Annotated in this window: 10 protein-coding genes and 1 pseudogene; 2 read left to right on the plus strand and 9 right to left on the minus strand. The window is 62.7% G+C overall.

Going from position 1 to position 13,833, the window contains the following annotated elements; genetic code table 11:
- Nucleotides 1-31: 31 nt before the first annotated feature.
- Together ACFP6B_RS04020 and ACFP6B_RS04025 are read right to left on the minus strand one after the other, a co-directional pair.
- Nucleotides 32-793, minus strand: a complete 762-nt coding sequence (locus tag ACFP6B_RS04020) for a VIT1/CCC1 transporter family protein (RefSeq protein ID WP_377127130.1) — start codon at nt 791-793, stop codon at nt 32-34.
- A 100-nt stretch (nt 794-893) separates the two neighbouring features.
- Nucleotides 894-1,877, minus strand: coding sequence for an alpha/beta hydrolase (locus ACFP6B_RS04025; RefSeq protein ID WP_377127133.1), 984 nt, complete (start codon nt 1,875-1,877; stop codon nt 894-896).
- Between the two features lie 129 nt (nt 1,878-2,006).
- Here ACFP6B_RS04025 and ACFP6B_RS04030 point away from each other — a divergent pair, with 129 nt between their 5' ends.
- Together ACFP6B_RS04030 and ACFP6B_RS04035 are read left to right on the plus strand one after the other, a co-directional pair.
- Nucleotides 2,007-3,662, plus strand: a complete 1,656-nt coding sequence (locus tag ACFP6B_RS04030) for an alpha-keto acid decarboxylase family protein (protein ID WP_377127136.1) — start codon at nt 2,007-2,009, stop codon at nt 3,660-3,662.
- Nucleotides 3,663-3,833: 171 nt separating this feature from the next.
- Nucleotides 3,834-5,108: an ATP-binding protein gene (locus ACFP6B_RS04035; RefSeq protein WP_377127139.1), complete on the plus strand. Its 1,275-nt coding sequence runs from the start codon at nt 3,834-3,836 to the stop codon at nt 5,106-5,108.
- Nucleotides 5,109-5,213: 105 nt separating this feature from the next.
- Here the strand turns inward: ACFP6B_RS04035 and ACFP6B_RS04040 are convergent, their stop codons facing one another.
- The 7 genes and pseudogenes from ACFP6B_RS04040 to ACFP6B_RS04070 form a co-directional block, all read right to left on the minus strand.
- A complete protein-coding gene (locus tag ACFP6B_RS04040; RefSeq protein WP_237186538.1) occupies nt 5,214-6,671 on the minus strand; it encodes an amino acid permease in 1,458 nt (485 codons plus the stop codon).
- Between the two features lie 124 nt (nt 6,672-6,795).
- A complete protein-coding gene (locus ACFP6B_RS04045; protein ID WP_377127143.1) occupies nt 6,796-8,172 on the minus strand; it encodes an NAD-dependent succinate-semialdehyde dehydrogenase in 1,377 nt (458 codons plus the stop codon).
- 12 nt (nt 8,173-8,184) lie between these two features.
- Nucleotides 8,185-9,531: a 4-aminobutyrate--2-oxoglutarate transaminase gene (gabT, locus tag ACFP6B_RS04050; RefSeq protein WP_377127146.1), complete on the minus strand. Its 1,347-nt coding sequence runs from the start codon at nt 9,529-9,531 to the stop codon at nt 8,185-8,187.
- 100 nt (nt 9,532-9,631) lie between these two features.
- Nucleotides 9,632-11,119: an NAD-dependent succinate-semialdehyde dehydrogenase gene (locus ACFP6B_RS04055; protein WP_377127149.1), complete on the minus strand. Its 1,488-nt coding sequence runs from the start codon at nt 11,117-11,119 to the stop codon at nt 9,632-9,634.
- 140 nt (nt 11,120-11,259) lie between these two features.
- Nucleotides 11,260-12,816: an APC family permease gene (locus ACFP6B_RS04060; RefSeq protein WP_377127152.1), complete on the minus strand. Its 1,557-nt coding sequence runs from the start codon at nt 12,814-12,816 to the stop codon at nt 11,260-11,262.
- 147 nt (nt 12,817-12,963) lie between these two features.
- Nucleotides 12,964-13,332, minus strand: a pseudogene (locus ACFP6B_RS04065) (helix-turn-helix domain-containing protein); the annotation flags it as partial.
- Between the two features lie 69 nt (nt 13,333-13,401).
- A complete protein-coding gene (locus tag ACFP6B_RS04070; protein ID WP_237224429.1) occupies nt 13,402-13,767 on the minus strand; it encodes a VOC family protein in 366 nt (121 codons plus the stop codon).
- Nucleotides 13,768-13,833: the final 66 nt, after the last annotated feature.

Here is a 13,833-nt window from a genome sequence, read left to right on the forward strand (position 1 = left end):
TTCAAAGAATCAGGGGCCGAATCTCGACGTTTTAGACCACGCCGGTTGCACCCAGCAGGGAGCCCACGCCGAAGGTGACGGCCAGGGCCAGGGCACCGCCGACCACCACTCGCACAGCGGCCTTGCCGTAGTGCGGGGAGCCGCCCCACTTAGCGCCCAGGGTACCGGTAATAGCCAGGGCGATCAGCACGCCGGCGAAGGTCACCGGAATACGGATGGCCTCGGGGAAGAGCAGAATCAGCAGGGTCGGGAGCAGGGCACCCATCAGGAAGGAACCGGCCGAAGCGAAAGCCGCTGACCAGGGGGAAGGGATATCTTCTTCGTCGATACCCAGCTCAAAGTGCAGGTGGGTCTTGAGGGCGTTCTTCTCGGTCATCTCGATAGCCGCCTTGCGGGCAGTTTCGGGTAAAATGCCGTGCTCTTCAAGGACCTCGGTCAGCTCGTTGAGCTCGTACTCAGGCATGTCGCGCAGCTCAGCCTTTTCCTTGGCGATCAGAGCTTCCTGGCTATCCACCTGGGACGAGACCGACACGTACTCGCCCAGGGCCATTGAAATCGCGCCACCAACCACAGCGGCGGTAGCAGCCACACCGATAGCCGAAGTGCTAGCGGTAGCACCGGCAACGCCCACTACAGTGGCAGCTACAGAAACGATGCCGTCGTTAGCGCCCAGAACGGCTGCGCGCAGGCGGTTAAGTTTTTCATGGTAGGCACCGCCCATGTCGTGGGCTTCACCGGTGTGGGAGTGAGGGGCTGCAGCTGCGGGGGCTGCTTCGTTCGGTTGGTTCGTCATAAGTCTAAGCGTAGAGAGTCCCCCAGCTTTCTTCCAGCAAGTCTAGAGTGAGCTTGCCTGCTCCCCCGCTTAACCGCCGGGTGAGGCTAGGCTGGGCTACCTAGAGGCGGTCGATGAACTCGCCGATAGCCCGGTAGGTGGCGGTGCGGGCGGGTTCGGGTGAGAGGACGAGGTCGTGGGTTCCGCCGTCGATGACGCGGCTGGTGACGTCCTTGCCCAGCCCCAGACCCCAGCGGCGGATCCCCTGCACGTTGAGCACGGCGTCGAAGTCGTGGCGGTCGGTGGGGTTTGTGAGTTTGCCGGAGCGGGCCGAGGTTAGCAGCAGAACGGGGGCCTGGATGTCGAGGCCGCGCTGTAGCTGCCGGTGGGCCCGGCGCACAGCCGCCAGCCAGCCCGCGTAGACGGGTGGGAAGTTGAGGGTTTTCCAGTCGGTGTTGAACTGCCAGGTGCCCGCGTGCTCAGCGTGCAGGGAGCGGGCGTAGGCGTCCTCCTGCTCCTTCTGCACGATGGCGCGCGGCTTGAAGCGGGCGAGCGCCGCCACCGACCCGGTCATGAGGGCACGCTCAACCGGGTTGTTGAAGTGGTCGAGCCAGGGTGAGTTAAGGACGACGGCAGCCAGCTCGGGCGGGGCGGTTCGGCTGGCCCAGAGGGAGGCGATAAGGCCACCGGTGGAGTGGGCCATGAGAATAACCTGCTGGTGCCCGTCGCGGCCGGTGATGAGCTTCCAGGCGGCGGTGAGGTCTTCGAAGTAGTCGTCGAGGTTTTCGGTGTAGAAGGGGGTCTGCCCCGGTAGCAGGGAGCGCCCATATTTGCGCAGGTCAAGGGCGTAGAAGTCGTGGCCGCGGGCTGCCCACCAGTCGCCGAGGTCCTTCTGGAAGAAGTAGTCCACAAAGCCGTGCAGGTAGAGCACGGCAGGTTTTGCTGCCCCGTTTTTCTCCTGCGCGGACGCCGGTGGGCGGGAAGCGGCGTCCTGCTCGCTGGCGGGGCGGTGGACCAGGGTGGCGATGAGGGGGCCTTCGGAGTCACGGCCCAGGTCGATGGTTTCGGCGGTGTAGGGGGCGCCGAGAATGTCTGGCTGTGTCATGGCTCCCAGTCTACGCCTGTTGGGCTGGCGCTCTGTCTAGCGAAGCTAGCCTAGACACACCTATCATAGAGAGGATAATCAGTGACGCCCGCAACACCCCGCGGGCACCCACCAGTAAGGACACCACCCATGACCTACACCGTCAGCGACTACCTGCTTGACCGCCTTGTTTCCCTGGGCACTACCGATGTTTTCGGTGTGCCCGGCGACTTTAACCTGCAGTTCCTCGACCATGTGATTGCGCACGAGCAGCTGACCTGGGTGGGCAACGCGAATGAGCTTAACGCCGGGTACGCGGCGGACGGCTACGCCCGCGTAGGCGGTATCGGTGCCCTGGTGACCACCTACGGTGTGGGTGAGCTTTCCGCTATTAACGCAACGGCCGGTTCCTATGCCGAGCACGTGCCCGTCCTGCATATCGTGGGTGCCCCGTCCAAGGACGCCCAGGCCGCCCACCTGACCATGCACCACACCCTGGGTGATGGCGATTTCACCCACTTTATTCGTATGGCCTCTGAGGTGTCCTGCGCGGTTGCTAACCTTGAGCACGCTACCGCTACCGCCGAAATTGACCGTGTGCTGCGCGAGATGATGATTCAGAAGCGCCCCGGCTACATTCTGCTGGCAACCGACGTTGCGCGGGTTGAGGTGGCCCCGCCGACCGGCCCGCTGGAGGTGCCCAAGGCTCTCTCGTCCCCCGGTGCTGTTGAAGCCTTCCGCGCTGACCTGGCTGAAGTGCTGGCGGGCAAGCAGACCACGGTGCTTGCTGACCTTTTGGTTCACCGCATGGGCGCGCAGGCTAACCTGACCGAGATGCTGGCGGCAACCGGCCTGCCCTATGCCACCCTGATGTGGGGCAAGACCCTGGTGGACGAGTCCAAGCCGGCTTTTGCTGGTATTTACGCCGGGGTGGTGTCGTCGGCCCGCACCAAGGACGCCGTGGAGCAGGCAGAAGCCCTGATCTGCGCAGGCGTGACCTTCACCGACACTACCACCGCCGGTTTCTCCCAGAACCTGCCCGAGAACACCGTCTTTTTGGGGGCCCAGACCGCCAAGATTGGTCGCAAGACCTACGCCCCGCTCACCCTCGATACCGCCCTTGACCTGGTGCGCGAGGTCGCCCTTGAGGTGGGTGCAGCCCCCAAGGAGCTACTACCCTGGGATGAGGAAACCCACGAAGACATCGACATGAACGCCCCGCTGACCCAGGACGTCCTCTGGTCCCTGCTCTCCCGCGAGCTGTCCCCGGGCAACATTGTGGTGGCCGACCAGGGCACTTCCTTCTTCGGTATGGCCTCCCGCCGTTTCCCCGAGAATTCCATGTTTATCGGCCAGCCCCTGTGGGGTTCGATCGGCTATACCCTGCCGGCCATGCTGGGGGCTTCCATCGCAGACCGGGGTGCGCGCGGCGTCCTGCTCATCGGTGACGGCTCGGCCCAGCTGACCTTCCAAGAAATTGGCACCATGCTGGAGCAGAAGACCAACCCGGTGGTGGTGCTGATCAACAATGACGGTTACACGGTAGAGCGTGCCATTCACGGCCCCACCCAGCCCTACAACGATATTCGCCGCTATAACTGGCAGCTGATTCCGGCAGCGCTGGGGGCGACCGAGGACGACGTGCTCATGCTGCGCGTGACCACCGCCGCTGAGCTGCTGGAAGCAACCGCCCTGACCCAGGCCACGCGCGACAAGCTGGTTTTCCTGGAGGTCATGATGGATAAGGACGACGTGCCCGCCCTGCTGGCCGACGTCGCCGCCGCGCTCACCCGCGCCAACTCCTAGCCCCTACCGCCCCCGCTGTGTCATGACGTCCGGGCCCGAGCGAGCGCCTGCAGACGTCGTGACGGGGCGGAGCAAGCTGTTCCAGGACGGAATTTTGGTAGCGTAGAACACGGAATTTTGGTAGCGTAGAACAGGGAATTTTGGTAGCGTAGAGAGCGAAATATTCAGATTATGACCTTGTCAGACGGAACATCACCATATCTGCACAGGACGCTCGACCGCGAGCTCTCCTTCCTCATGCCTTACGCTTCCGCTATTGCGATTGACGGCCCCAAGGGTGTTGGCAAAACAGGCACAGCCAGCCGTCATGCAGACGTCATTTTTTACCTTGATCAGGTAGAACAGCAGAACATTATGCGGGCTGATCCCTCATTCACAGCGGCACCAGCCGGTTCCTTACTCTTTGATGAGTGGCAGTATGTTCCAGAGGTGTGGAACTCAGTGCGTCGCCAGGTTGATCAGGGCGCTCCCCCGGGGCGTTTTTTGCTCACGGGTAGTGCCTCCCCTCTTGAAGGTATCGATACCCATAGCGGGGCCGGGCGCATTTTAAGCCTGCGTATGCGCCCGCTCACCTACTACGAACGCTATCGTCCGCAAGCACCTGTGAGTCTCTCAGAACTCCTTCTTGGGGAGGGCGACCCCATCGCAGGGCAAGCGACTCAGGCAACGCTTGAGGACTACTTCACCGCAATTGTCGGCAGCGGTTTCCCCGGCATTTTCCAGGCCCCGGAGCAGATCCGCCGGCGCCTGCTTGACGCCTACCTACAGCGCGTCATCGACAAGGATTTACCCGACTCAGGGTATGCAGTAAGACGCCCTGAAACCTTCCGCCGCTGGCTAACCGCCTATGCGGCAGCAAGTTCTACCACCACAAGTTATTCTCGAATTCTCGATGCAACGACCTCCGGCGACGGGAACCAGCCTGCCAAAACGACAACCACAATGTACCGGGATTTTTTGACTAAACTGTGGCTCCTTGACCCGGTTCCGGGCTGGGTGCCGGTCAATAATGAGTTCACGAAGCTCGCGGTATCTCCTAAACACCAGTTGGCAGACCCGGCCCTGGCAGCGCGGCTTCTGGGCCTGGGGACGCGGGGTTTAGCCACAAGCCAGGGAGCCCATATGGCGGGTCTGCTCTTCGAATCGCTGGTCACTCTGAGTGTGCGCACAGCCGCCCAGGCTGCTGAAGCCACGGTCAGCCACCTGCGCACGCCCAAGGGGGATAGAGAGGTTGATTTGATTGTTCAGGGGCCCGAGGGGCAGGTACTGGGCATCGAGGTGAAGTTGACCGCGAGCGTTACGGACGCGGACGTCCGCCACCTCCTATGGTTGCGTGAGAAGGCGGGAAGTTCAGTAACGAACCTGGTGGTGGTGACAACCGGTTCTCAGGCCTACCGTCGGCAGGACGGCGTAGCGGTAGTCCCACTGGCCCTTTTAGCTGAGTAGCAACAACCGTCCCAAACTAAACCCCACACCCTGCCACAAACCGCTGCGGGCGTCCGCGCAGTTTCGTGACAGGGCGTGGGGTTGGGAACACCTTGCAAAGGCGATCTAGCTCTTCGCCGCCACCTTCTTACGGGCCAGGGGCCACAGGGCCAGCATGGCTACGGTGACAATGAGCGAGGTGTAGACCTGGGTGCGGCCCGACTCGCTGCCCAGCATCACGATCAGCACGAAGAGAATGCCCACGATGAGCACGATGTTGAGCCAGGGGAAGAGCCACATCTTGAGTTTGAGCCCGGCAACTTCTTCGGGGGTCATCTTGCGGCGCATGTTCCACTGGGTCAGGGCGATAAAGACGTAGACGAAGAGGGCGACCAGGCCCGCCGAGTTCATGATGAACTCGAAGATACCCGAGTTGGGGGCGGCAAAGTTCACGATGGAGGCAATGACGCCGCCGATGGTGGATGCCAGTAGGGCGTAGACGGGCACGCCGCGGCGGGATTTCTTGGCCAGCAGGTCGGGGCCGAAGCCCTGCTGGGAGAGGGCTGCTGCCATGCGGGAGGCAGAGTACAGGCCGGAGTTCAGCACCGAGATAACGGCGGTGAAGATAACCAGCTGCATAATGACCGAGGCCCCGGGCACGCCCAGGCGCTCGAAAACCAGGGTGAAAGGAGCGACAGACACGTTGGTGGGTTCGGGTAGTTCGTCCCAGGGAATCACCATACAAATCACGGCGATAGCGCCGACGAAGAAGAGCAGGATGCGCCAGATAACAGTCGAGGATGCCTGGCGGATACCCTTGGCAGGGTCTTCCGATTCGGCCGCTGCCATGACGGCAATTTCGGTACCGAAGTAGGAGAAGATGACCAGGGCGACGCCGGTGAGCGCGATGCCGTAGCCGTTGGGGGCGAAGCCGCCGTGGCTCCACAGGTAGTTGACGGTGTTGGTGGAGTCGGGCCACAGGCCAAGGGCGAAGAGCAGGCCGGCGGCCAAGAAAACCACGATAGCAATTACTTTGATGGAGGCCAGCCAGAATTCGACTTCACCGAAGGTGCGCACAGAGATGAGGTTGGTGCCCACAAAGATGGCGAGAAGGACGAGGGAGGCGGCCCAGGCGGGCACGCCGGGGAACCAGCCCGCGATGGTTTCGCCACCGAGTACCGCCTCATAGGCGAGCACGCCGACCCAGAAGTACCAGTAGAGCCAGCCGACCAGGTAGGCAGCCCAGTTGCCCAGGCCTACGCGGGCGTATTCCATGAAGGAGCCGATGGCGGGCCGGGCAGCAGCCATTTCGCCCAGCATGCGCATGGCGAGGAAGACCAGCAGGCCGCCGATGAGGTAGGAGATGAGGGCGGCGGGGCCGACGGAGCGAATCACGTTACCGGAGCCCACGAAGAGGGAGGCGCCGATAATGCCGCCGAGGGTAATCATGGTGACGTGGCGGGGGCGGAGTTTGCGCACGGTGGCGTCCCCGGTGATGGGTGGGGCGGTGTGCTGGTTGACTCGCATGCCGACGGAGGTCTCGGGCGAGACCGCGTCGTCGTAGGGTGAGTGGGGTTGTGTCATGTGTTTTCCTAGGGGTGCGCGCTGGGTGCGCTGGGAATTTTTAAGGATGCCGCCGCCCGCCTACTCTGCCGTGGGCAGGGTGGCGGGCGGCTGCGTCCTTGCAACGTATGTTTATTGTACGGCGCTACTTTTGGACGAAGTAGAGGCGCTTATTGACGAATTCGTCCATGCCGTAGGGGCCGAGTTCGCGGCCGTAGCCGGAGTTCTTCACGCCGCCGAAGGGGATTTCGGCACCTTCGCCGGCGGGGGTGTTGACGTTGACCATGCCGGCATCAATCTGCTGGGCTAGGCGGCGGGCGCGGGCCTCGTCCTGGGAGAAGACGGCGCCACCCAGGCCGTACTGGGTGTTGTTAGCCAGCTCGATGGCTTCTTCGTCACTCTCGACCCGGTAAACGGTGGCGACGGGGCCGAAGAGCTCCTGATAGTAGACCTCGGAGCCGACGGGCACATCGGTGAGGACGGCCGGGGAGAGGTAGGCGCTCTTGTCGTCCAGTAACTGCCCACCGACGCGCAGGGTGGCACCGGCGGCAACGGCCTCGTCGAGCTGCTTCTTGAGGCCTTCGGCTGCCGAGCGGGAGGAGAGGGCCATGTAGGTGGTCTCGTCCGCTTCGGCGGGCTTGCCGGGCTTCATAGCCTCGGCCAGCTTGACGAGTTCGGCGACAAACTCGTCGTAAATGTCGGCCATGACGATCATGCGCTTGTTGGAGTTGCAAGCCTGGCCGGTGTTGTACATGCGGAAGCCCCAGGCGGTGGCGGCGGCTTCGGCGACGTTGTCGGTGTCGAGCACGATGTAGGGGTCGGAGCCACCCAGTTCGAGCACGGCCTTCTTGAGGTTGCGCCCGGCAATACCGGCAACGATAGCGCCAGCTCGTTCGGAGCCGGTCAGGGAGACACCCTGAATGTGGCGGTGGCCAATCATAGTCTCGATCTGGTCGTGGCTAGCGAAAACTGCCTCGTAGGCACCGTCGGGCAGCCCGGCGTCCTTCATAATCTCAGCAATGACGAGCGCTGACTTGGGGCAGATTTCGGCGTGCTTGAGCACGATGGTGTTGCCCAGCATGAGGTTGGGGGCGGCGAAGCGGGCGACCTGATAGTAGGGGAAGTTCCAGGGCATGATACCCAGCAAGGCGCCCAGGGGCTTGCGCTGGATGTAGGCCTCGGAGTTTTCGGTCTCTGAGGGAATCGGCTCGTCTTTGAGGTGGTCGGCGGCGATCCCGGCGTAGTAGGCGAAGATGGCGGAGGAGAACTCGGCCTCTTCAATGCCCTCTGAGATGGGCTTGCCCATCTCCTGGGAGATGATTTCGGCCAGCTCCTGCTTGCGCTCTTCGAAGAGCTCGGCGATGCGATTGACGATAGCGGCGCGCTCTTCGACGCTGGTGTTGCGCCAGGAAAGGTAGGCGGCATGGGCACGCTCTACGGCCTCAACAGCCTGCTCGTCGGTGAGGGTGTCGAAGGTTTCGAGCACCTCGCCGGTGGTGGGGTCTTCAAGTCGGTAGCTCATGGGTTTAGTTCCTTACTGTCCTGCGACCTTGCGGATTTCTTCGACGAAGATGTCCAGGGCCTGGCCCAGGAGTTCTTCGGGCATGGTCAGCGGGGGCAGCAGGCGCACGACGTTTCCGTAGGTGCCGCAGGTAAGGATCAGGACGCCGCGTTCGGCGCAGGCTGCTGCGATGTCTTTGGCTGCGGTGGCGTGGGGTTCCGTGGAGTCAGAATCTGCTACGAATTCGACGGCGAACATGGCGCCACGGCCGCGGATTTCGCCGATGATGTCGAGTTCTTCGACCAGGGGTCCGAGCTTTTCGCGGGCGATCTCTTCGATGCGGGCGGCGCGGGCGTTGAGGTCCCACTCTTCCATGGTTTCGATGGTGGCGAGGGCTGCGGCACAGGCGACGGGGTTGCCGCCGTAGGTGCCGCCGAGGCCGCCGGGCTGGACCTTGTCGAAGAGTTCGGCGCGGCCGGTGACGGCTGAGAGGGGCATGCCGCCGGCGATGCCTTTAGCGGTGGTGATGAGGTCGGGTTCGATGCCTTCGTGGTCGGAGGCGAACCAGGTGCCGGTGCGGCAGAAACCGGCCTGCACTTCGTCCGCGATGAAGACGATGCCTTTTTCGCGGGCCCAGGTGACGAGTTCGGGCAGGAAGCCTTCGGCGGGGACGATGAAGCCGCCTTCGCCCTGGATGGGTTCGATGAGGATTGCGGCGACGTATTCTGAGCCGATCTGCTTTTCGATCATGTCGATGACGCGGGTGGCTGCTTCTTTACCGCCGGTGTTGCCATCGCGGTAGGGGTAGCTCATGGGGGCGCGGTAGACCTCGGGGGCGAAGGGGCCAAAACCCTTCTTGTAGGGGGCTGCCTTGGCGGTCAGGGCCATGGTGAGGTTGGTGCGACCGTGGTAGGCGTGGTCGAAGACGACGACGGCGTTGCGACCGGTGGCTGCGCGGGCGATTTTGACGGCGTTTTCTACGGCTTCGGCACCGGAGTTGAAGAGCACGGTGCGCTTGTCGAAGTCGCCGGGGGTGAGCTGGTTGAGTTTTTCAGCCACGGCTACGTAGCCCTCGTAGGGGGTGACCATGAAGCAGGTGTGGGTGAAGTGGGTGGCGGCTTCGCGCACGGCTTCTACGACCTTGGGGGCGGAGGCACCGACGGAGGTGACGGCGATGCCGGAGCCCAGGTCGGCGAAGGAGTTGCCGTCGACGTCAACGATGACGCCGCCGTCGGCGTCCGCTGCATAGACGGGCAGGGTGGAGGCGACACCGGCGGGCACGTTGGCGGAGCGGCGGGCAGCTAGTTCGGCGGATTTGGGGCCGGGGACAGTGCCGGTGAGGGTGATCTGCTGGGGTAGGCGGTAGGCAATCTCAGCCATGATGGGGTTCCTTAGTGATGGATTTTCTTGTAACTACAAAAAGGTGAGGGGTGCGGACGCCTGCCCGAACCGGGCGTGGAGGGCGGGCGTCCGCTGGGCTTTAGTTGGCGTAGGGGTCGCGGATGCCGATGTACTGGATGGAGGAGTATTCATCGATGCCCTCGGCGGCTCCTTCGCGGCCCATACCGGACTGCTTGACACCGCCGAAGGGGGCTGCGGCGTTAGAGACCACACCGGCGTTGAAGCCCATAATGCCGAACTCTAGGTGGTCGCTGGCGCGGTAGAGGCGGTCGATGGACTCGGTGTAGACGTAGGAGGCCAGGCCGTATTCGGTGTCGTTGGCCAGCTGGTAGGCCTCGTATTCGTCCTTGAAGGTGAAGATGGGGGCGATGGGGCCGAAGATTTCTTCGCGGGCGACGCGGGCATCGAGGGGTACATCAACGAGCACGGTGGGCTTGTAGAAGTAGCCTGCACCTTCGCCCTTCTCACCACCGGTGAGCACGCGGGCACCCTTGGCGACGGCGTCCTCAACCAGGGCAACCATGGAGTCCTGGGCTTTCTGCTCAACCAGGGGGCCGCAGGTGACGCCTTCGTCCAGGCCGTTGCCGACCTTGAGTTCACCCATTTTTTCGGCGAACTTCTGGGAGAACTCTTCGGCCAGGGATTCGTGCACGATGAAGCGGTTGGCGGCGGTGCAAGCTTCGCCGATGTTGCGCATCTTGGCGGCCATGGCACCGGCGACAGCCTGGTCGATGTCGGCGTCCTCGAAGACCAGGAAGGGGGCGTTGCCACCCAGTTCCATGGAGGTGCGTAGCACGTTCTCGGCGGCTTTCTTGAGCAGGTCCTTGCCGACGGGGGTGGAGCCGGTGAAGGAGACCTTGCGCAGACGGGAATCGCTCATGATGGGCTCGGAGATAGCGGCTGCCGACTTAGATGAGACGACGTTGAGGACGCCCGCGGGCAGGCCAGCGTCGAGCATGGTCTGGGCGAAGTACTGGCTGGTCAGCGGGGTCAGGCGGGCGGGCTTGAGCACCATGGTGCAGCCTGCTGCCACGGCGGGGGCAACCTTGCGGGTACCCATAGCCAGGGGGAAGTTCCAGGGGGTAATCAGCAGGCAGGGGCCCACGGGCTTGCGGCGGGTAATCATGCGCAGGGTACCCTCGGGCATGTCGAGGGAACGGCCGTAGTGGCGGGGGGTTTCTTCGGCGAACCAGCGTAGGAACTCGGCCCCGTACTTGACCTCGCCGAGGGCTTCGGCGTAGGGCTTGCCCATCTCTAGGGTCATGAGGGTGGCAAATTCTTCGGCGCGTTCGGTGACCAGCTCGAAGGCACGGCGCAGAATCTCAGCGCGTTCACGCGGAGGTGTGGCGACCCAGCCGTGGTCCCCCGCTTCTTTTTCTGCGCGGCAGGCAGCATCGAGGGCAGCTAAGGCGTCCTCTTCAGTAGCAGAAGCTAAGGTAGCGATGACTTCGCCGGTGGCGGGGTTTTCAACGTCGAAGGTTCCCCCATCGGACGCCTCACGCCACTGGCCATCGATGAGTAGGCCGGTAGGCACCTTTGCCAAAAGTTCTTTCACATCTACGGTCATAGCCGGTGTGCACCTTTCGTGAACTATATATGTGATGGGTGCGTCATTAGACCCATTCTTCTGCTTATCTTACGCCCCCTACCGGTCGGCAGGTAGCCTGTCTCACATGCCCTGAGCGGACGCCCGCCCCGGGGCGGAGCTTATTCGGGCAAGTCAAGCATGTGCTCAACATCCATGGGTACTCGGCCTGCGAAGAAGTCGGGGCACTTGAACCGCTGGTAGAACATGACGGCAACACCGAGGGCAAGGAGGACAAGGGAGAGGATGAAGACCAGGCCGATACCACCGATTTCTGAGCCGGAGCCGTAGGCGGGGTCCATGGAATCAACGAAGGTTTGGGCGAAGAAGACCACCAGGATGATGCCACCAATAAGGGGCAAGATGAACTGGTTGAAGAGGTTGCGAGCCCCGCTCTTAAGGGAGGTCTTGCGGAAGTACCAGACGCAGGCGAAGGCGGTAACACCGTAGTAGAGGCAGACCATGAGGCTGAGAGCCGCGATGGTGTCCCAGAGTACCGAGGTGGAGATAAAGCGCATGGCCACGTAGAAGATGCTGGCGATCAGGCAGGAGGCGATAGTGGCGTAGGAGGGTGCCTGGTACTTGGGCGACAGGCGGGCGAATTTGGGGCCCAGTGCCCGGTAGTAGCCCATGGCCAGCAGGGTGCGGGCCGGGGAGACAGCGGTGGACTGTAGGGAGGCAAGCGCTGCGACCATCACGGCAATGGACATGAGGATACCCAGGGAGCCGAGCACGGGGCCGGAGAGGGCGGCAAAGATATTTTCCTGGTTGTCGGGATTCCCCAGGCCCAGGCCGTCCTCGCTGGTGCCCGCGAAGGAGAGGGTGCCGACGGAGAGGAAAAGGTAAAGGACGACGATGGTCAGAATCGTGCCGACGGCGGCGGTTCCGCTGGTGGTGTGCTTACCCTCGGTTTCTTCATTCATGGTGAGCACAGCGTCCCATCCCCAGTAGAGGAAGAAGACCAACGACATGGAAGCGGCCAGGGTTGAGAAGGAGTCGATGCCGAAGGGGTTGAACCACTCCAAGCTGAAGGTCAGGTTAGCAAAGCCGGTGCCGGTGGCGGCCTTGTAGAGGGCGACGGCGGAGAAGAGGGCCAGGACGATTAGTTGGAAGATGATGAGGACGGCCTGGAGTTTCTGGGTGGCGTCCAGGCCGCGGTAGGTGATGTAGCAACCAAAGGCCATGAAGGCGAGGAAGGTGGCGATATTGACCAGGTTGTTGGAGGCGAGGTCGGCGATGTCGGGGTTGCCTAAGGCCTGGGAGAGGAAGAGGTAGAAGAAGTCAACGGCGATACCGGCTAGGTTGGAGAGCACCAGGATGGTGGCAACCAGTAGGGCCCAGCCGCCCATCCAGCCGACGTAGGGGCCGAAGGCCTTGGTGGTCCAGGTGAAGGTGGTGCCAGCATCGGGCATGGCGGCGTTGAGTTCGCGGTAGCCGATAGCGACCAGGAGCATGGGGATGAAGCCGATGAGGAACATGGCGGGCATGTAGATTCCGGCTTCTGCGGCGACGGGGCCGAGGGCACCTGAGAGGGAGTAGGCGGGAGCTACAACGGAGATGCCGATGATGATGGAGGAGAAGAGGGTGACGTTACCCGAGGATAGGCCTTTTTTGTTGGCGGCGCTGACGTCGACGGAGCCGTGGGGTTTGGCTCCCGAGGTAGCTGGGGTCTGGGTCATCGCTGACTCCTTTTCACTATCACCTTCAGAGGTTGCAAGCAGAACAAGAAAACGAACACCATTCGTTTAGTTAGTTAGATTACAACCTTAAGTGATTCTTGTGAAGTGCGTAACGAAACTTTTACACAGCAGGGACCCCAGAATGCAAGGTGCGCCGGACGCGCGGTCGACATGCGACAGGCGGTTCAGGTGCGCGTCCGCCAGGATGCGGTGGACCGTCGACGGCGCGATACCGAGCCGGCATGCGAGCTGGGCTGGGCCCTCACGCAGGCGCAGGCGGAGCTGGATACAGCGCCTGACGGTGGCCTGGCTGGTCTTGTTCGGTGACCGGTGTGGACGTGAGCTGCGGTCCTGCATGGACTGGCTGGCTTGGTAGCGGTCGGCCCAGCGCTTCACGGTGGGCCAGGAGACCTGGAACCTGGCGGCGACCTCGCTAATTGGCCAGCCTTAATCGATAACGAGCTGGCCGACGATCAGGCGATGCCGGGGTGTGAGAGCGGCGTTGGGATGGGACATGGAGCCTCGTGTGGAAGTAGGCGTGGCGGCGAGCTGGTGCTCGCCGCCACGTGAGAGTTGGTTGTCGGGTCAGTCGACGGGACTGACTCGGATGAGGTTGCCGTCGGGGTCAGCAATTACGAAAGTGCGGCCGAACACGTCGTCATGCAGTTCCTCGACCACACGTACGCCCTTCGCGACCCACTCCTGGTAGATGCCATCGACTTTCGAGGAAGGGCCGGGGACCATGAGTCCGATCTCGCTCGTGCGGGGCGTGTCGCGGGTGATGTTCTCGTTGTGGCCGGTCCAGATGGCGAACAGCACCCCATCTGCCACCTCGAAGGCGACATAGCGCGGGCTAGTGAAGGTTGGCTCGATGTCGAACAGGTCGCTGTAGAAGGCGGTGGACTGCTCGGCGTCGCTGACGTAGGTCAGGAACAGGTTGGGTGTGGACATGGATGTCTCCTCGGGTCGGTTGGTCACGTAGCGCCAGTCAATCACCTAAACTGGACATCTTGTGTC

This window comes from Rothia nasimurium, from assembly GCF_042660305.1.
Taxonomy (GTDB): Bacteria; Actinomycetota; Actinomycetes; order Actinomycetales; family Micrococcaceae; genus Rothia; species Rothia nasimurium.

Excerpts from the sequence above, each read along its gene's own strand:
- ACFP6B_RS04020 (WP_377127130.1), bottom strand. The coding sequence starts at position 793 with ATGACGAACCAACCGAACGAAGCAGCCCCCGCAGCTGCAGCCCCTCAC.
- ACFP6B_RS04025 (WP_377127133.1), bottom strand. The coding sequence starts at position 1,877 with ATGACACAGCCAGACATTCTCGGCGCCCCCTACACCGCCGAAACCATC.
- ACFP6B_RS04030 (WP_377127136.1), top strand. The coding sequence starts at position 2,007 with ATGACCTACACCGTCAGCGACTACCTGCTTGACCGCCTTGTTTCCCTG.
- ACFP6B_RS04035 (WP_377127139.1), top strand. The coding sequence starts at position 3,834 with ATGACCTTGTCAGACGGAACATCACCATATCTGCACAGGACGCTCGAC.
- ACFP6B_RS04040 (WP_237186538.1), bottom strand. The coding sequence starts at position 6,671 with ATGACACAACCCCACTCACCCTACGACGACGCGGTCTCGCCCGAGACC.
- ACFP6B_RS04045 (WP_377127143.1), bottom strand. The coding sequence starts at position 8,172 with ATGAGCTACCGACTTGAAGACCCCACCACCGGCGAGGTGCTCGAAACC.
- gabT (WP_377127146.1), bottom strand. The coding sequence starts at position 9,531 with ATGGCTGAGATTGCCTACCGCCTACCCCAGCAGATCACCCTCACCGGC.
- ACFP6B_RS04055 (WP_377127149.1), bottom strand. The coding sequence starts at position 11,119 with ATGACCGTAGATGTGAAAGAACTTTTGGCAAAGGTGCCTACCGGCCTA.
- ACFP6B_RS04060 (WP_377127152.1), bottom strand. The coding sequence starts at position 12,816 with ATGACCCAGACCCCAGCTACCTCGGGAGCCAAACCCCACGGCTCCGTC.
- ACFP6B_RS04070 (WP_237224429.1), bottom strand. The coding sequence starts at position 13,767 with ATGTCCACACCCAACCTGTTCCTGACCTACGTCAGCGACGCCGAGCAG.